16 protein-coding genes and 1 tRNA gene are annotated in these 17,630 nt (G+C 71.6%); 10 read left to right on the forward strand and 7 right to left on the reverse strand.

All coding sequences use genetic code 11. The features are described from left to right. Positions 1-12 precede the first annotated feature (12 nt). From K8W59_RS02225 to K8W59_RS02245, 5 genes are all read left to right on the forward strand, one after another. Positions 13-1,746 carry an ABC transporter ATP-binding protein gene (locus tag K8W59_RS02225; protein ID WP_223397140.1) on the forward strand — a complete coding sequence of 578 codons (1,734 nt, stop codon included), beginning with the start codon at positions 13-15 and terminating at the stop codon, positions 1,744-1,746. Positions 1,747-1,796: 50 nt separating this feature from the next. Continuing rightward, positions 1,797-3,758 carry an ABC transporter ATP-binding protein gene (locus tag K8W59_RS02230; RefSeq protein WP_223400032.1) on the forward strand — a complete coding sequence of 654 codons (1,962 nt, stop codon included), beginning with the start codon at positions 1,797-1,799 and terminating at the stop codon, positions 3,756-3,758. Beyond that, positions 3,755-4,714: a cation diffusion facilitator family transporter gene (locus K8W59_RS02235; protein WP_223397141.1), complete on the forward strand. Its 960-nt coding sequence runs from the start codon at positions 3,755-3,757 to the stop codon at positions 4,712-4,714. The genes K8W59_RS02230 and K8W59_RS02235 overlap by 4 nt, the downstream gene beginning before the upstream one ends. A gap of 364 nt (positions 4,715-5,078) precedes the next feature. Continuing rightward, positions 5,079-6,704, forward strand: a complete 1,626-nt coding sequence (locus K8W59_RS02240) for an MDR family MFS transporter (protein WP_223397142.1) — start codon at positions 5,079-5,081, stop codon at positions 6,702-6,704. Then, complete coding sequence (locus tag K8W59_RS02245; RefSeq protein WP_223397143.1) at positions 6,701-7,144, forward strand: MarR family winged helix-turn-helix transcriptional regulator; 444 nt, start codon at positions 6,701-6,703, stop codon at positions 7,142-7,144. The genes K8W59_RS02240 and K8W59_RS02245 overlap by 4 nt, the downstream gene beginning before the upstream one ends. A 7-nt stretch (positions 7,145-7,151) precedes the next feature. Here K8W59_RS02245 and K8W59_RS02250 read toward each other — a convergent pair whose 3' ends face one another. The 3 genes from K8W59_RS02250 to K8W59_RS02260 form a co-directional block, all read right to left on the reverse strand. Next, entirely contained in the window at positions 7,152-8,768 is a 1,617-nt protein-coding gene (locus K8W59_RS02250) for a glycoside hydrolase family 13 protein (protein WP_223397144.1), read from the reverse strand. Positions 8,769-8,906: 138 nt separating this feature from the next. Continuing rightward, positions 8,907-9,683 carry a hypothetical protein gene (locus K8W59_RS02255; protein WP_223397145.1) on the reverse strand — a complete coding sequence of 259 codons (777 nt, stop codon included), beginning with the start codon at positions 9,681-9,683 and terminating at the stop codon, positions 8,907-8,909. Continuing rightward, positions 9,680-10,993: a cryptochrome/photolyase family protein gene (locus K8W59_RS02260; protein WP_223397146.1), complete on the reverse strand. Its 1,314-nt coding sequence runs from the start codon at positions 10,991-10,993 to the stop codon at positions 9,680-9,682. Before K8W59_RS02260 ends, K8W59_RS02255 begins: the two co-directional genes overlap by 4 nt. Positions 10,994-11,039: 46 nt before the next feature. Here K8W59_RS02260 and K8W59_RS02265 point away from each other — a divergent pair, with 46 nt between their 5' ends. Beyond that, a complete protein-coding gene (locus K8W59_RS02265) occupies positions 11,040-11,729 on the forward strand; it encodes a metal-dependent transcriptional regulator (protein ID WP_223397147.1) in 690 nt (229 codons plus the stop codon). Here the strand turns inward: K8W59_RS02265 and K8W59_RS02270 are convergent. The 3 genes from K8W59_RS02270 to arr form a co-directional block, all read right to left on the reverse strand. Then, positions 11,716-12,546, reverse strand: a complete 831-nt coding sequence (locus K8W59_RS02270) for a Sir2 family NAD-dependent protein deacetylase (RefSeq protein WP_223397148.1) — start codon at positions 12,544-12,546, stop codon at positions 11,716-11,718. The two genes, K8W59_RS02265 and K8W59_RS02270, sit on opposite strands and share 14 nt — an antisense overlap. Further along, positions 12,543-12,809: a DUF2277 domain-containing protein gene (locus K8W59_RS02275; protein WP_223397149.1), complete on the reverse strand. Its 267-nt coding sequence runs from the start codon at positions 12,807-12,809 to the stop codon at positions 12,543-12,545. Before K8W59_RS02275 ends, K8W59_RS02270 begins: the two co-directional genes overlap by 4 nt. Positions 12,810-12,884: 75 nt before the next feature. Then, on the reverse strand, positions 12,885-13,835 hold the full coding sequence (gene arr / locus K8W59_RS02280) for an NAD(+)--rifampin ADP-ribosyltransferase (protein ID WP_223397150.1): 951 nt from the start codon (positions 13,833-13,835) through the stop codon (positions 12,885-12,887). A 63-nt stretch (positions 13,836-13,898) separates the two neighbouring features. Between arr and K8W59_RS02285 the strand changes: the two genes are divergently transcribed. The 4 genes from K8W59_RS02285 (at position 13,899) to K8W59_RS02300 (ending at position 16,875) form a co-directional block, all read left to right on the forward strand. After that, positions 13,899-15,071 (forward strand): saccharopine dehydrogenase family protein, encoded by a 1,173-nt coding sequence (locus tag K8W59_RS02285; RefSeq protein WP_223397151.1) that lies wholly within the window; start codon positions 13,899-13,901, stop codon positions 15,069-15,071. An 85-nt stretch (positions 15,072-15,156) separates the two neighbouring features. Continuing rightward, positions 15,157-15,645 (forward strand): hypothetical protein, encoded by a 489-nt coding sequence (locus K8W59_RS02290; RefSeq protein ID WP_223397152.1) that lies wholly within the window; start codon positions 15,157-15,159, stop codon positions 15,643-15,645. Positions 15,646-16,092: 447 nt separating this feature from the next. Beyond that, entirely contained in the window at positions 16,093-16,668 is a 576-nt protein-coding gene (locus K8W59_RS02295) for a DDE-type integrase/transposase/recombinase (protein WP_223397153.1), read from the forward strand. A 131-nt stretch (positions 16,669-16,799) separates the two neighbouring features. After that, positions 16,800-16,875 (forward strand) — tRNA-Arg (locus tag K8W59_RS02300). 4 nt (positions 16,876-16,879) lie between these two features. On the opposite strand, the gene K8W59_RS02305 is transcribed toward K8W59_RS02300, so the two are convergent. Further along, positions 16,880-17,554, reverse strand: coding sequence for a GOLPH3/VPS74 family protein (locus tag K8W59_RS02305; protein WP_223397154.1), 675 nt, complete (start codon positions 17,552-17,554; stop codon positions 16,880-16,882). Positions 17,555-17,630: the final 76 nt, after the last annotated feature.

Here is a 17,630-nt window from a genome sequence, read left to right on the forward strand (position 1 = left end):
CGAGGAGACCACATGCTGCTCACGCTGATCCGCGAGGGCCTCTCGACCTACCGCCGGCCGATCGCGGCCGTCGTACTCCTGCAGCTGCTCGCCACCGTCGCGGCACTGTTCCTGCCCAGCCTCAACGCCGACATCATCGACAACGGCGTGGTGACCGGGGACATCGGATACATCTGGCGGTTCGGCGGGCTCATGCTGGCGGTCTCGCTGGTCCAGGCGGCCTGCACGATCACCGCCGTCTACTTCTCCGCCCGCACCGCGATGGGCTTCGGTCGCGACACCCGGGCCCGGGTCTTCCACCAGGTCGGCACGTTCTCCACCCGTGAGATGCAGGAGTTCGGCGCCCCGTCGCTGATCACCCGCGACACCAACGACGTCCAGCAGGTGCAGATGCTCGTGCTGATGGGCGGCACGATCGCGATCACCGCGCCGATCATGATGGTCGGGTCGATCTTCATGGCCTTCCGCGAGGACGCCGGGCTGTCCTGGCTGATCGTCGCGGTGGTGCCCGTGCTGGCGGTCTCGATCGGGCTGATCGTGCGGAAGATGGTGCCGAGCTTCCGGCTGATGCAGACCCGGATCGACGAGGTGAACCGGCTGCTGCGCGAGCAGATCACCGGCATCCGCGTGGTCCGGGCCTTCGTCCGCGAGCAGCACGAGACCGAGCGGTTCGCCCACGCCAACGCCGAGCTGACCGAGGTGGCCGTCCGTGCCGGACGCTGGATGGCCGCGATGGCGCCGGTGGTCATGCTGGTCGCGAACATCTCCACCGTGGGCGTGCTCTGGTTCGGCGGCCACCGGGTCGAGAGCGGGGCGATGGAGGTCGGCGCGCTGACCGCCTACATCTCCTACCTGATGCAGATCGTCATGTCGGTGATGATGGCGACCTTCATGATGATGATGATCCCGCGGGCGGCCGTGTGCGCCGAGCGGATCATGGAGGTGCTGCGCACCGACTCCTCGGTTGTGCCGCCGGCGGACCCGGTCACCGCGTCCGCGGAGCGGGGGACGGTCGCGCTGGAGGACGTGGACTTCTCCTACCCGGGCGCCGACGTGCCGGTGCTGCGGAATGTGAGCCTGAGCGCCGGCCCCGGCCGCACGGTCGCCGTCATCGGCTCCACCGGCGCCGGCAAGACCACGCTGATCAACCTGATCCCACGGCTCTTCGACGCCACCGCCGGCCGGGTCCTCGTCGACGGGGTCGACGTCCGCGACCTGGACCCGGAGTCGCTGTGGTCGAGGATCGGCCTGGTGCCGCAGAAGGCGTTCCTGTTTTCCGGGACGATCGCCTCGAACCTCCGCTACGGCAAGGAGGACGCCACCGAGCAGGAGATGTGGGAGGCGCTGGAGATCGCCCAGGCACGCGACTTCGTCGAGGCGCTCGACGAGGGCCTCGAGGCGCCGGTCTCCCAGGGGGGCACCAACTTCTCCGGCGGCCAGCGGCAGCGGCTGGCGATCGCCCGCGCGGTCATCCGCCGGCCGGAGATCTACCTCTTCGACGACTCCTTCTCCGCGCTCGACCTCGCCACCGACGCCCGGCTGCGCGCCGCCCTGGCACCGGTCACTCGCGAGGCGACGGTGCTGGTCGTCGCCCAGCGGGTCTCCAGCATCCGCACCGCCGACGAGATCGTGGTCCTGGAGGACGGCGAGGTCGTCGGCCGCGGCTCGCACGAGTCGCTGCTGGTGGACTGCCAGGAGTACCGCGAGATCGTGGAGTCCCAGCTCAGTGCCGAGGAGGCGGCGTGAGCGCCGACCAGGAGGCGCCCGCCCAGGGCGAGCTCAAGGAGACCGAGCGGATGCAGGGCGGTCCCGGCGGAGGCCGCGGGCCCCTCGGCGGCGGCGCCCAGGTCGGCGGCAAGGCCCTGGACTTCGCCGGCTCCCTCAAACGGCTGCTGGCCCGGCTGCGGCCGCACCGGATGCAGGCGCTGGGCGTGGTCGTGCTGACCCTGGGCAGCGTGGTGCTGATGTCGGTCGGGCCGCGGGTGCTCGGCGCGGCGACCGACCTGATCTTCGCCGGCCTGGTCGGCGGGCGACTGCCCGAGGGGGTCACCAAGGAGCAGGCGGTCGAGGGGCTGCGCCGCGCCGGAGACGACCAGCTCGCCGACATGGTGGCCGGCATGGACGTCGTACCCGGCCAGGGCGTGGACTTCGGCGCCGTCGCCGACGTGCTGCTGTGGGTGCTGGCGATCTACGTCGCCGGGTCGCTGCTGCAGTGGCTGGCCGGGTTCCTGCTCAACGACATCGTCCAGGGCGTCGTACGCCGGATGCGCTCCGACGTCGAGGACAAGGTGCATCGGCTGCCGCTCGCCTACGTCGACCGGCAGTCCCGCGGCGAGCTGCTCAGCCGGGCGACCAACGACATCGACAACGTCTCCACCTCGCTGCAGCAGACCATGAGCCAGCTGATGTCCTCGATCTTCACCGTCGTGGCGGTGCTGGCGATGATGCTCTGGATCTCGCCGCTGCTCGCGCTGATCGCGCTGGTCTCGGTGCCGGTGTCGATCGTGCTGACCACCCAGATCATGAAGCGCTCCCAGGGCCTGTTCGTCGAGCAGTGGCGCAGCACCGGCCGGCTCAACGCGCACATCGAGGAGACCTTCTCCGGGCACTCCCTGGTGACCGTGTTCGGTCGCCGGGCGGAGGCGGAGCGGCTGTTCGCCGAGCAGAACGACGAGCTCTACTCCTCCTCGTTCAAGGCGCAGTTCGTCAGCGGGCTGGTGATGCCGGTGATGATGCTCGTCGGCAACCTCAACTACGTGATCGTGGCGGTCGTCGGCGGGGTCCGGGTGGCCAACGGGCAGCTCTCGCTGGGCGAGGTGCAGGCGTTCATCCAGTACACCCGGCAGTTCACCCAGCCGCTGTCGCAGATCGCCTCGATGGTGAACCTGCTGCAGTCCGGCGTCGCGTCGGCCGAGCGGGTCTTCGAGTTGCTGGACGCCGACGAGGAGTCGCCGAACCCCGCTCCCGACGGCCGCGAGGCCGGAGCCGGCGAGGTGCGCTTCGAGCACGTCTCCTTCTCCTACACCCCCGACCGCCCGCTGATCGAGGACCTCTCGCTGGTCGCGGAGCCGGGGCAGACGGTCGCGATCGTCGGCCCGACCGGCGCCGGCAAGACCACGCTGGTCAACCTGATCATGCGGTTCTACGAGCTCAACGCCGGCCGGATCACCCTGGACGGGGTGGACATCGCGACGATCCCGCGCAGCGAGCTGCGCTCCCGGATCGGCATGGTGCTGCAGGACACCTGGCTCTTCGGCGGCAGCATCCGGGACAACATCGCGTACGGCGCCCCCGACGCGACCGACGAGCAGGTGCTCGCCGCGTCCGAGGCGACCTTCGTCGACCGGTTCGTGCACTCGCTGCCCGACGGCTACGACACCGTGGTCGACGAGGAGGGCTCCAACCTGTCCGCCGGCGAGCGGCAGCTGGTCACCATCGCCCGGGCGTTCCTCTCCGACCCCGAGCTGCTGATCCTGGACGAGGCCACCTCCTCGGTCGACACCCGCACCGAGCTGCTCCTGCAGCAGGCGATGACCGCGCTGCGCAGCGACCGCACCTCCTTCGTGATCGCCCACCGGCTCTCCACCATCCGCGACGCGGACCTGATCCTGGTGATGGAGGACGGCGCGATCGTCGAGCAGGGCTCGCACACCGAGCTACTCGCCGCTGACGGCGCCTACGCCGCCCTCTATCGTTCTCAGTTCACCGCACCGATGGACGACCCCGAGAACGAGGACGAGGAGGTCCCCTCCCGATGAGCCAGACCGACGCGAAGGCCGCACCGGGTGGGGAGAGCCTCTTCACGGTGCTGCTCGCCCTGGCGATGAACGCCGCGATCGCGGTGGCCAAGTCCGTCGCCGCCGTCCTGACCGGCTCGGCCTCGATGGTCGCGGAGGCAGCGCACTCCTGGGCGGACACCGGCAACGAGATCTTCCTGCTGCAGGCCGAGCGGCGCGGGGCCCGCCCGCCCGACGCGTCGCACCCCCTCGGCTACGGCCGGGACGCCTACGTCTGGTCGATGTTCGCCGCCGTCGGGCTCTTCGCCGCCGGCTCGATGGTGTCGATCTGGCACGGCATCACCACCTGGGGGGAACGCGGCGGTGCGGACTACCTGGTCAACTACGTCGTCCTGGGCCTCGCGTTCGTGCTGGAGGGGATCTCGTTCCGTCAGGCGGTCAAGCAGACCCGGGGCGAGGCGACCAGGTGGGGCCTGCGCCCGGCCACCTTCCTCTACCGGACGTCCAACCCCACGCTGCGTGCGGTCTTCATGGAGGATGCCGCGGCCCTGATCGGCATCCTGCTCGCTGCCGCCGGTGTCTTCCTGCACCAGGTCACCGGGGACGGCCGCTGGGACTCCGCGGGCTCGATCGCGGTCGGCCTGCTGCTCGGCGTGATCGCGGTCTTCCTGATCCAGCGCAACCGGGCCTTCCTGATCGGCAAGCCCGTCTGGCCGGCGCTGCACAACCGGGTGCTGGCCCGCCTCATGGCGCGGGAGTCGGTGAGTCGGGTGACCCAGTTGCGCCTGGAGGTCGTGGGGCCGACCCGGTTCTTCATGGTGGCCGCGGTCGACATCGTCGGGAACCTGCCGGAGTCCGAGCTGGCGCTCACCCTGCGCTCCCTGGAGCGGGAGATCGAGGAGCAGGAGACGATCGCGGACGCCGTACTCACCCTCTCCACCCCCGACGAGCCGTCCCTCGCGCCGCTGCCGGAGTAGAAATCGCTTGAGTGACGCCCCGTCCCCTCCTACCGTGGACGCACACGGGAAAGGAGGTGGTCCTAAGTTGAGTACTGATAGGACGCGTGAGGTGGCTGCGGTCTAGCAGCAACCGGCCAGCGACGAGCCAGGCTCGAAGTACTGCTGGCAATCCCAACGCAGACACCCGACCCGTAGGTGAGCCCGGGCACGTCCCCCGGGCCGGGAGCCGCTCCGGCGGCTCCGCACCTGCGGGTCGTCTGCATTCTCCGGGTGGTGTGCGTCACCCCGACGTCGGCTGGGTGACGGGAACAGCGAGTCATATAGTTGCGTTGACGCAACTATTGACCTAGCGCAACCAAGCACTTCTATGGGAGCTCCTTCCGTGACCCAGACCCGTCCCGTCCCCGCCGCCCAGAGCGGGGAGATGTCGCACCGCGAGGTGCTCGAGGCCCTCAGCGGCCTGCTGCTCGCCATGTTCGTGGCGATGCTCTCCAGCACCATCGTGTCCAACGCCCTGCCCACCATCGTCTCCGAGCTCGAGGGCAGCCAGACCGGCTACACCTGGGTGGTCGTGTCCACCCTGCTGACGATGACCGCCACCACCCCCATCTGGGGCAAGCTGGCCGACCTGTTCAGCAAGAAGCTGCTCGTCCAAGCGGCGCTGGTCATCTTCTCCATCGGCTCCGTCGTCGCGGGCTTCGCGCCGAACATGGAGGTGCTCATCGGCGCGCGCGCCTTCCAGGGCCTCGGCGTCGGCGGCCTGACCGCGCTGGTCCAGGTCGTCATCGCCTCGATGGTCTCCCCGCGCGAGCGCGGCCGCTACTCCGGCTACATCGGCGCGACGTTCGCCCTGGCCACGGTCTCCGGGCCGCTGGTCGGCGGCCTGCTCGTGGACACCGTCGGCTGGCGGTGGTGCTTCTTCGCCGGCCTCCCGGTCGCCGTACTCGCCTTCGTCGTCCTCCAGCGCACCCTGCACCTGCCGGTGCGCACGCGGGAGGCGCACATCGACTACCTCGGCGCCACGCTGCTCGTCGGCGGCGTCTCGATCTTCCTGGTCTGGGTGTCCCTGGGCGGCCAGGAGTTCGCGTGGGGCTCGACCACCAGCTACCTCATGCTGGCCGCGGCCGCGCTGGTGACCGCCGCGGCGGTGTACGTCGAGGCGCGGGTCGCCCGCGAGCCCGTCGTACCGCTCCGGCTCTTCCGCGACCGCACCCTCTCCCTGGCCACCGTCGCCTCGGTGCTGATCGGCGTGGCGATGTTCGGCTCGACGGTCTACCTGAGCCTGTACTTCCAGCGGGCGCGCGGGATGTCGCCGACCGAGGCCGGCCTGATGTCGGTCTGCATGGTCGGCGGGCTGCTGATCTCCAGCATCGTGTCCGGCCGGATCATCTCCACCACCGGCGTCTGGAAGCGCTGGCTGGTCGGCGGCATGGTCCTCGTCATCGTCGGGATCGGCCTGCTGTCCACGATCGATGCGCAGACCCCGCTGTGGCACGTCGGCGCGTTCATGGCGGTCCTCGGCCTGGGCCTGGGCGCCACGATGCAGAACCTGGTGCTGGCGGTGCAGAACAACGTCGCCCAGTCCGACATGGGCGCCGCGTCCTCCGTGGTCGCGTTCTTCCGCTCCCTCGGCGGGTCGGTCGGCGTCTCCGCCCTCGGTGCGGTGCTCGCCCACGACGTCGCCCGCTCGGTCCGCACCGGCCTGACCCGGCTCGCCGAGCAGGGCGTGCAGCTCCCGGGCGGCGCAGGGCACGACACCGGGAGCATCCCGGACCCGTCCACCCTGCCCGGCCCTTTGCGCTCGATCTTCGAGAACGCCTTCGGGGACGCGACCGGGCACATCTTCCTCGTGGCACTGCCGTTCGCGATCGGCGCGTTTCTCTGCGTGCTGTTCATCAGGGAGGTGCCGCTACGGACGTCCGTGCTGCGCGACGACGAGCTCGCCGCCCAGCAGGTGCCCGCCGACGCCGTGCCGGCGGCTGCAGCCCCGGGGAAGCACCGGCGATGAGCAGGTACGACGACCTCCGGCGGATCGAGTCCGAGCTCGGCGTCCTCATCCGCCGGGTCAAGCGGGTGCTGGGCGACCGCGCCCGGATGGTGCATCCGGACCTGCACCCGCTCTCCTTCATGGTGCTCAACCACATCGTCGAGACCGGGCCGCTGCGGGCCGGCGAGCTCAGCGGCGCCTTCCACATGGACAAGGCGGGCGTGAGCCGGCAGGTCCAGCAGCTGGTCGAGCTCGGGCTGATCGAGCGGCGCCCGGACCCCGACGACCGCCGGGCCAGCCTGCTCGCCGGCACCGCCGAGGCCGAGCGCCGCATCGAGCACATGCAGCGCGAGCGCAGCGCACTCTTCGACGCCCGTCTCGGCGACTGGTCCGACGCCGAGGTCGCCGGCTTCGCCGACCGGCTGCACCTCTACAACGAGGCGCTGGACTCGGGGGAGTGAGCGCTGGTCAGCGCAGCCAGGCGGCCGTGTTCGGCGGCAGGGACCGTCCCGAGACCGGGCCGCTGGCGATCACGACCTGGCCCGCGTCAGCGGGGATGTCGACCGCGGAATCCCCGCAGTTGAGCAGGATTCGCAGCGAGCCACGACGTACGTCGAGCAGGTCGCCGTCGACGCTCACGGCGAGCTCGTCCCCGGCGTCCTGGATGGTCCGGCGCGCCTCGAGTGCGCGGCGGTAGAAGGAGAGCGTGGACTCCGGGTCCGCCTGCTCGGCCTCCACAGTCAGCTCCGACCAGTCGGCGGGCTGGGGGATCCACGGCTGGCCGGTGCCCGGGCCGAAGCCGAAGGGCGGCTCCTGGCTGCTCCACGGAACCGGGACGCGGCAGCCGTCCCGGCCCTCGTCGCCGGTCCGCAGCCAGGCCGGGTCCTGTCGCGCCTCGGGCGGGACGTCGACCTGCTCCAGGCCGAGCTCCTCGCCCTGGTAGAGGTACGCCGACCCCGGGAGCCCCAGCATGGCCAGGGTGGCGGCACGACCGCGAGCCAGGCCGACCTCGCCGCCGCCGTACCTCGTGACATGGCGGACCACGTCGTGGTTGGAGAGCACCCAGGTGGGGGAGGCCGAGCCGAAGGTCTCCACGGTGTCGGTGACGACCTTGGCGAAGGACTCCGCCGACCACGGCGCCAGCAGCCAGGAGAAGTTGAAGGTCTGGTGCAGCTCGTCGGGGCGCACGAAGCGGGCCATCGACTCCGCGGTCGTGGTCCACGCCTCGGCGACCGCCATCCGGTCGCCGGCGTAGGTGTCGAGCAGCTTGCGCCACTCGCGGTAGACCTCGTGCACCTCGGGCTGGTCCCACATCGGCTCGTCGGTCAGCCGCCGCTCGACCATCGCCTGGTCGGTGTTGACCGACGCGTGGTCGTAGCTCGCGCTCTCGCCGACCGCGAACTCCTGGTCGCGCAGCGTGGCCTCCTTGTAGAGCCCGTGCGCCACGTCGATCCGGAACCCGTCCACGCCGCGGTCGAGCCAGAATCGCAGCACGTCGAGGAACATCTGGTGCACCTCGGGGTTGCGCCAGTCCAGGTCGGGCTGGCTGGAGTCGAAGAGGTGGAGGTACCACTCGGGCTCGGGCTCCTCCGGGGTGGCCGGGAGCCGGTCCCACGCGGGTCCGCCAAAGACGGAGGCCCAGTTGTTCGGCGGCTCGGTGCCGCCCTCGCCGCGGCCGGGGCGGAAGAGGTAGCGCGCCCGCTCGGGGGACCCCGGTCCGGCGGCGACCGCCTCCCGGAACCAGGCGTGCTCGTCGGAGGTGTGGTTCGGCACGATGTCGACGATCACCCGCAGGCCCAGGTCGTGGGCCGTCGCGATCAGGGTGTCGGCGTCGTCCAGGGAGCCGAAGAGGGGGTCGACGTCGCGGTAGTCGGAGACGTCGTACCCGTGGTCGTTCTGCGGCGAGGGGTAGAACGGGGTGATCCACAGCGCGTCCACGCCGAGGTCGCGCAAGTAGGGCAGCCGCGAGGTGATGCCGGGCAGGTCCCCGACCCCGTCCCCGTCGCCGTCGGCGAAGGAGCGGACGTAGACCTGGTAGCACACCGCGTTCTGCCACCACGGCTTTGGATCGTTCAAAATCGCCATGCTCCTATCGTGCGCGAGGGGTGGTCGCAGCGTCAATCGGGCGGGCTGGGCGTGCGCCGGCTCGGTGGGACGTCATACGAACCGGAGAAGGGGTTCCCCGGAGCGGATGACGTTGTACGGCGGGCGGCGGGCCGTCGCTCAGCTGAACGCGGCCGGGTCCACCGAGATCCACAGGTGCTCGGCGGCACCGACGGCGCGCCCGTCGGCGTCGTAGAGCGTCGTCGCCGACCAGGTCTTGCGGCCCTCGGTGCCGCGGGCCTCGCCGACGACCACGTGCGGCTCGCCGATCACTGGCAGCGCGTCGATCCGCGCGGTCATCCGGGCCAGCACCATCAGCCGCTCGCCGAAGTCGCCGGCCCAGCCGCCGGTGCAGTCCAGCGCCGCCCAGGTGACCGCGAGCGAGGCGCGCGGCTGCTCGTCGCCGTAGTGGTGGAAGTCCTCGGCCAGCGACGGGTCCGGCGTCCACGGCGCGGCGACCCGGGTGCGTCCCTCGGTCACCGGCTCGACCTTCCCCGGGAAGATCCGCAGACCGTCGCCGGCCTCGCGCGCGGTGCCGCAGACGAAGCAAGTCGCGAACGGGTGCGCGACGTGGCCGGGGTACGACGCGCTCGCCGCGACCGCCTCGTCGTAGGGGACCGGCTCCACCGGCTCCGGCTCGGTCTCCGCGCACCGGGCGACGGCGACCGGGGAGCCCTCGTGGGTGGCGGTCGCGGCCCCGTCCTCCTGGGTCACCGGCATCGGGGTGTCCAGCGGCGGCGGCATCTTCAGCGACACCTCGACCGTGGGCCACCCGGTGCCCCGATCCTCGGGACAGCCCTCCACCGAGGCAGCCAGCGAGCCGGCGGCCCAGCCGCCGTTGCCCGAGACGGGCGGACCGCAGAAGCGGGCGGGAACGATCAGCGGATGCGACGTCATGAGCCGATCGTCTCCCATCGGGCCAGCGCCTCGCGCCGGGCCTCCGCGTGATCCACGATCGGCTCGACCGGCTCGTGCGGGTCGTCGACGTCGCGCAGCTCGGGCACCCACCGCCGGATGTAGGCCGCGTCCGGGTCGAACTTCCTCCCCTGCGTGACCGGGTTGAAGACCCGGAAGTACGGCGCCGCGTCGCTGCCACAGCCGGCCACCCACTGCCAGTTGAGCTGATTGGAGGCCAGGTCGCCGTCGACCAGGTGGTCCAGGAAGTGCTCGGCCCCGAGCCGCCAGTCGACGTGCAGGTCCTTGACCAGGAAGCTGGCCACGATCATCCGCACCCGGTTGTGCATGTAGCCGGTCTCGGCGAGCTCGCGCATGCCCGCGTCGACGATCGGGAAGCCGGTCCGGCCGGCGCGCCAAGCGTCGTACTGCTCCCCGGGCTCGTCCCACTGCATCCGGGCGAACTCGGGTCGCAGCGGTTCGGTGACGGCCTCGGGCCGGTGGTGCAGCATGTCGGCGTGGAACTCGCGCCACGCGAGCTCGGCGCGGAGCTTGCGTGCACCCTCGTCCCACTCCGGGTCGCGGCCGAGCCGGGCGCCGAGGTCGGCCAGCAGGCTGCGCGGGTGCACCTCGCCGAAGTGCAGGTGGTGCGACATCCGCGAGGTGCCGTCGCGGTCGGGGCGGTCCCGGTCCTCGGGATACTCCGCGACCCGGTCCAGGAAGCCCGCCCACTGCTCCAGCGCGGCGCGCTCGCCGGCCTCCGGCGGCGGGATCTCGCTCGACGCCTCCGGCAGGCCCTCGCTGTCGGCGCCGACCCACTTCACGTCCTCCGGCGTCCGCGCGGGGTCGCGCCACCCGTGCTCGACCCACGCCTTGAGGAACGGCGTGAAGACCTTGTACGGCGTGCCCTGCTGGGTGAGCACCCGGCCGGGGGTGACGGCGTACGGCGACCCCGTGGCTCGCAGGGGCACGTCACCGAGCTCGTCGGCGACCGCGGCGTCGCGGGCCGCGCCGTAGGGGCCGAGGTCCTCCGAGACGTGCACGCTCCCCGCGCCGGTCGCCCGCGTCACCTCGGGCACCACGGCGACCGGGTCGCCGTACCGCACCACCAGGCGGCCGCCGAGGTCCTCGTCGAGCGCCCGCAAGGAGGCGGCGAGGTAGGCGCGCCGGGGTGCGCCGGCGCGCTCCCAGACGCGCGGATCGACGACGAACAGCGGCAGCACCGAGCCGTCCCCGTCCTCGTGGGCCGACAGCAGCGCGGGGTGGTCGCGGAGCCGCAGATCGCGGCGGAACCACAGGAGTGAGGGAGGCATCGACCTCAGCCTGTCACCCCGTGTGCGGCCTGGGTAGCCTTGCAGGGTGAGCGACCTGATCGACACCACGGAGATGTACCTCCGCACCATCTACGAGCTGCAGGAGGAGGGCATCACGCCCCTGCGCGCGCGCATCTCCGAGCGACTGCACCAGTCCGGCCCCACGGTGTCGCAGACCGTCGCCCGGATGGAGCGGGACGGGCTGCTCACCGTCGAGGGGGACCGGCACCTGGAGCTGACCGAGGAGGGGCGCCTCCTGGCGATGCGGGTGATGCGCAAGCACCGGCTCGCCGAGCGGCTGCTGACCGACGTGATCGGCCTGGACTGGGAGCTGGTGCACGCAGAGGCGTGCCGGTGGGAGCACGTGATGTCGGAGAACGTCGAGCGGCGCCTGGTCGCGCTGCTGGACCACCCGACGGAGTCGCCCTACGGCAACCCGATCCCCGGGCTGGGGGAGCTGGGCGAGACCGGCGGGACGCCGGACTTCATGACCGGCCACGAGCCGCTGTCCGGGCTGGCCGTGGAGGAGGAGACGCGGGTCCGGGTCGGCCGGATCTCCGAGGAGATGCAGAAGGACGAGGAGCTGATGACGCTCCTGCGCCGCGCCGGCGCGCTGCCCGGCAAGACGATCGCGGTCCGCGCGACCGAGGCCGGCGGCGTGCTTCTCGGCTCCGGCGGCGAGTCGGCCGAGATCGACCTGGACTCCGCCGAGCACATCTTCGTCAAGCGCCTCTGACCGTCGCGAGGTCGGTGAGGAACTCCGTGCAGCCGGCCTCGAGCTTGTACGACGCCAGGTCGTCGCCCCGGGTCGCGCCACGGTTGACGACCACGACCGGCGTGCCCTGCTTGGCCGCCCGCTTGGCGAACCGCAGCCCGCTCATCACCGCCAGCGACGAGCCGGAGACCAGCAGCGTGCCGTCCTCGCCCAGCGCCTCGACCGCGGCATAGCAGCGCTGCACCCTCGGGGCGGGCACGTTCTCGCCGAAGAACACCACGTCCGGCTTGAGCATCCCGCCGCAGCCGTCGCAGTCGGCGACCACGAAGCCCGCGGTCTCCTCGACCGCCACGTCGCCGTCGGGGCGCAGCGCCAGGTCGGCGTGGGCGTCGCGCCAGCCCGGGTTGAGCTCGGCCAGCCGCTCCTCCAGCGCCTCGCGCGGAGAGGTCTCTCGGCAGCCCAGGCAGACGACGTCGGCGATCCGGCCGTGCAGTGCGACCAGCCGCCGCGAGCCCGCCCGCTCGTGCAGCCCGTCCACGTTCTGGGTGATCAGCAGGTCCGGGTCGACCGCCGCCAGCGCCCGGTGCCCGTCGTTCGGCTCAGCGGTGCCGAAGCGGCCGTAGCCGGTGTGCACCCGGGCCCAGTACCGCTGCCGGGCCTCCGGCCCGCTGACGAACTCCTGGTAGGTCATCGGCTGCCGCGGCACCGACCCCGGTCCGCGGTAGTCGGGGATGCCGGAGTCGGTGGACAGCCCCGCCCCGGTCAGCACGACGAGCGGTCCGGCCGCCAGCAGGTCCAGCGCCTCGTCGTACCCCGTGGTGGTCGCGACCTGGGTCATGCGTAGCGCAATCGGGCTCGGGCGCGCGCCTTCTCCGCCTCCACCTCGCGGTCCTTCGGCGGCGCGGAGGTGACCAGGGAGTCCAGGAGCCGCTGGGTCGCCTCGGCGACGGCGGCCACCGCGACGTCGTACGCCTCCTGGTTGGCCTGCGAGGGCTTGGAGGCACCGCCGACCTTGCGGACGTACTGCAGTGCGGCCGCGTGCACCTCGTCGGGCGTGGCGGGCGGCTCGAAGTTGTGGAGCTGGCGGATGTTGCGGCACATGCTGCGAGCGTACGCGCGCTCCGTAGGATCACGCCTCCACCAGCACCGAGGGGGCGGGTGGGCACGCTCGTCGGCTCAGTCGTCCATCGCCTCGATGCCGAGTGCCTTGAGCTCGGCGGCGTTCGTGCGCATCCGCTCGACGAGCTCCGGGTCCGGCAGCTCGAACCCGGTGATCTCCTCGACCACGCGAAGGGCCCCCTTGGTGCGGTAGGACCGGGTCGGGTTGCCGGGGAACTTCTTGTCGGTGACGTTGGGATCGTCATGGATCGCGCCGAGCGGCTCGACGCGATAGACCCGCGGCGGTCCGTCGCCGAGCGCCAGCGCGGCGGCCAGCGGCGCCCCATGCTCGGACGCGGTGAGATAGATGTGCTGCGACTGCTTGCCGGAGCCGTAGTTCGTGCCCCAGCCGGGGGTCAACAGGTCGCCGGGCCGCAGATGGGCCCTGGTGCCGTGGAAGAAGGGCCCTGGATCCTCTGCAGGCCGGGGCGTGGGCGCCGGATCGCGGATCAGGCTGTCCAGCCTGTGCATGAGGTCGCCCACCCGCGTGCTCGCAGTGGACACGCGCGGGTATCGCTCGAGCACCTCGAGCACGGTGGGCGTGACCCGCCGGGCCGCGGCGTACAACACGTACTCAGCGACCACCGGGTCCTCTCCGCGCGAGAGTTCCGCTGCACGAGCGGCGTGGGCCGCAGCGCCCAGGATGTGCCGCACCTGGGTGGCCCGCGCCAGCGGATGGAGGTACGCCGAGGCCGCCGCGTCGCCCGCGGCGATGGCGGCGTACCCACCGGCCGGGGTGGGCGCCTCTCGGCCAGCGCGGTGCGCGTCGGTCGCGGTCGTGCGCAGTCGACGGCTCCGCGCGGCGCCCTCGGGGAAGGCTCGCGCAGCCTCCACTGCGGCGGTCGGGCGGTGGTCCCCCGGCAGGTCCCGCTCGACGAGGATCAGGGTCGGCGTGGCACAGGCCGCGGCGTACCCGGACACCGCGCGCAGCTCCTCCATCGTCAGCTCGAAGTCCGCCGGGTCGCTCATCTGGCGATCTCGCAGCCGAAGAGCTCCCACCGGAAGCTCACCCGCGCTCCGTAGGATCACGGCATGCCTGAGAGCCCACGCGACCTCGACATCGTCCTGCTCGGCGCCACCGGATTCACCGGCGGACTGACGGCGGAGTACCTCGCCCGGCACGCCCCCGAGGGGATGCGCTGGGCGCTGGCCGGCCGCAACCCTGGCAAGCTGGAGGTGGTGCGGGCCCGGCTGGCGGAGATCGACCCCTCGCTGGGCGGCCTGGAGCTGATCGTCGCGGACGCAGGCGACGAGGCCTCGCTCGCCGCGCTGGCCGCGCGCACCAAGGTGGTCATCAGCACGGTCGGGCCCTACCTGGAATACGGCGCCCCGCTGGTCGCCGCGTGCGCCGCCTCCGGCACCGACTACGTCGACCTCACCGGCGAGCCGGAGTTCGTCGACCGAATGTACCTCGAGCACGACGCCACGGCCCGCCGTACCGGCGCCCGGATCGTGCATGCCTGCGGCTTCGACTCGATCCCGCACGACCTCGGGGCATTCTTCACCGTGCAGCAGCTGCCCGAGGGCGTGCCGATCACCCTGCGCGGGGTGGTCCGCTCGAACGCGTCGTTCTCCGGCGGCACCTTCCACAGCGCACTCGGCCAGTTCGCCCGCGCCCGGCAGATGCGCGAGGCGATGAGCGACCGGCGCCGCCGCGAGCCGCGCCCCGAGGGCCGCCGCTCCAAGGCCGTCTCCGGCAAGCCCGGCAAGGACCCGGTGCTCGGCTACTACCTGCTGCCACTGCCGACGATCGACCCGTTCGTCGTGGCGCGCAGCGGGGCGGCGCTGGACCGCTACGGCCCGGACTTCCGCTACTCCCACTACGCGGGGACCAAGACGCTGCGCTACGCCGCCGGCGGCGCGGTCGGTGCGCTCGGCCTGGCGGCGGTCTCCCAGGTGAAGCCAGTGCGCGAGCTCCTCGGCTCGCGGGTGGACCCCGGCTCCGGCCCGGACGCGGCCAAGCGCGAGAGGTCGTGGTTCACCGTCGACTTCGTCGGCGAGGGCGGTGGGGAGACCGTGCACACCCGGGTCTCCGGCGGCGACCCGGGCTACACCGAGACCGCGAAGATGCTCGCCGAGTCCGCGATGTGCCTCGCGCTGGACGACAACCCGCCCACCTCCGGCCAGGTCACCCCCGCCGCCGCGATGGGGGAGAACCTGCTCGCCCGGCTCCGGGCTGCGGGGATCTCCTTCGAGGTGGTGTGAGGACGTTTCCCCGGTGCACCGGGGAAACGTGCGCTTCCCCCCTGTCTGCCAGTCTGCGTGTGAGTCAGTCGCTCTTATGTGAGGAGTGATTGACTTGCCCATTGAGGGTGTCTACAGCGTCGAGGAACGGCGCGCGTTCGTGTATGAGTACATGCTCGCCCCCTATGGCGAGAAGCAGAAGCTGCTGAAGACCCGTGGCATCCGTGACGATCAGTTGCGGCGTTGGAAGCGTGCGGTGCTGGCCGACACCCTGGACCATGGGCTGGTGCCTTGGACCGAAGGACGGGTGGACATGGACGAGACCAGTGCGGTCGCGCGGTTGTTGCAGGAGAACGCGGCGCTGCGTGAGCAGATCGCTGCCCGCGATGCCGCCCATCAACGCGAGCTCGAGCAGCGCGATGAGGAGCTGGGCCGTCAGCGGCGGGCGGTCGATGCGCTGGGAAAAGCTATCGAGCTCTTGCATCCAAGCGGCGAAGCCAAGAGCTCCGAGCCCGAGCCGGCCGCTGCACGCTGCCCGACTCCCGACCAGACACCGAACAAGGATCGGAAGCAGGGCCGGAATCGGAGTCGGTGATCGAGGTCAGCGCGGCCTTGGTGGTTGCGCTGATCGCAGCGGGTTTCTCCCAGCGCGCGGCGTTGGGCCTGGCCGGAGTCGCCCGCTCGACATGGCACTACCGCGACCATCCCCGCGCGCGGGTCGGCGACCCCATCGCGCATCGTCAGCGTCGGGCCCGGTGCTGGCTCACCGAGGCTGAGCGGGCTCGGATCGTGGTGAAGATCCAGGCCGCGTTCACCGCGAAGGAGTCGGTCTACCAAGCCTTCTATGACGCTTTGGATGTCGGCGACCCGGTCGCGTCGCTGTCGACCTGGTACCGCATCGCCCGTGGCATCGACCAAAGCACTCGGCCGGTGCGACGCACCCGCAGGCACCGCGCCACCGTCATGCCGACCCTGATCGTCGACGGCCCCGACCAGGCCTGGTCGTGGGACATCACCCCACCTCCGGGGCCCCTACCGGGGCGTGACCTACCAGCTGTACCTAGCCCTCGATGTGTTCTCCCGGATGGTCACCGGGTGGCGGGTCGAGACCCGCGAGGACGACGACCTGGCAGCCGAGATGTTCGAGAACGCCTTCACCGTGCGTGGGGTTCTACCGCGGATCATCCATTCCGACGGCGGACCCTCGATGACCTCACGCACCCTGGGCGACCTGTTCGCCGAACTCGGGATCGAGGTTTCCCGCAACCGACCAAGGGTGTCGAATGACAACCCCTATTCCGAGGCGCTGTTCAAGACCGCGAAGTACACCCCCGACTACCCGGCCTTCTTCAACGACCTCGACCACGCGAGGTCCTGGGCATCCGACTTCGTCGAGGGCTACAACCATCGCCACCATCACGGCGGTCTGGAGGGCCACACCCCCCACGACGTCCACCACGGCACCTGGACCGGCGTCCACCACCGACGCCAAAACACCATGGACGCCCTCTACGCCGCCCACCCCGAACGATTCGCCAGCCCGCCTCGGGTCCGGACCCCCATGGCCCAGGTGGCCATCAACCAGAAAACCAACCGCGACCGACTCCACGCAGGTTGACAGGTTCCGCCCGGCTGAGGTTTCAGCCGACAAGCGGCAGTTCTCCCTGGGAACCTCCGCCGGTACGGCGGCGCGGGCGAGCGGCCGGCGTACCCCTTGTAGGCTCCCGTGCGGGCCAGTCGCCCACACCAGCCCCAGTAGCTCAGCGGATAGAGCAGCCGCCTCCTAAGCGAAAGGTCGCAGGTTCGACTCCTGCCTGGGGCACCAGAGGTCAGGTGCCCGCCGCGCCCGCGACGACGACGGCCGTCGCGGCGGCCGTGGCCGCGGACTGGGCGGCGAGGACGGCGTTGCGCACGGCCTCGGCGGCCCACTCGCCCTCGGCGATCTCCTTGGCCCGCTTGTCCACGGCGCGCTTCTCCTTGCCCTTGAGCCCCAGCGTCGACCCGGCCTTGCCGATCGCGGAGAGCAGGCCGATCAGGGCCGCCGTACGCTCATCCGGCGACGCGCCATCCACCAGCACGTCGGCGAGGAGACGGCGTACGTCGGCCTCCCGCTCCGCCGACACGGCGGGCCAGCGGGTGTAGGGGATGAACCCGAGCGCGCGCTCGTCGCTGCGGCGGAGGTAGCCACCGGCCGCCAGGCCCTCCAGCACCGGGTCCCGGAGGCTCTTGCCCAGACGGGTGACCAGCTCCTGGGCGGGGCGCGGCTTCTCGGCCACGATCTCGACAGCCTGGACGAGCACCGGGTCGGCCGGCTCCGGGAGCGGCCCGGCGACGCCGACCTTGGCCGAGGACCACTTCGAGGTCCTCTCCTGGACCTCGACCGACCCCGCCAGGGCGAGCTCGACGAGCAGCGCGCCGCCCACCGCGACGCCGGAGTCGCCCGAGACGAACTTGCCCGACTCGTCGTCGAGCAGCAGCAACAGCAGATCCCCCGCGATCAACATGGCCCCGAGCGTAGCGGGCCGTCCATGGCGGCCTCCCCCTCGGGAATGAGCAGACAATTGGCCCGGACGGGTAGTC

The organism is Nocardioides rotundus (assembly GCF_019931675.1).
Lineage (GTDB): Bacteria > Actinomycetota > Actinomycetes > Propionibacteriales > Nocardioidaceae > Nocardioides > Nocardioides rotundus.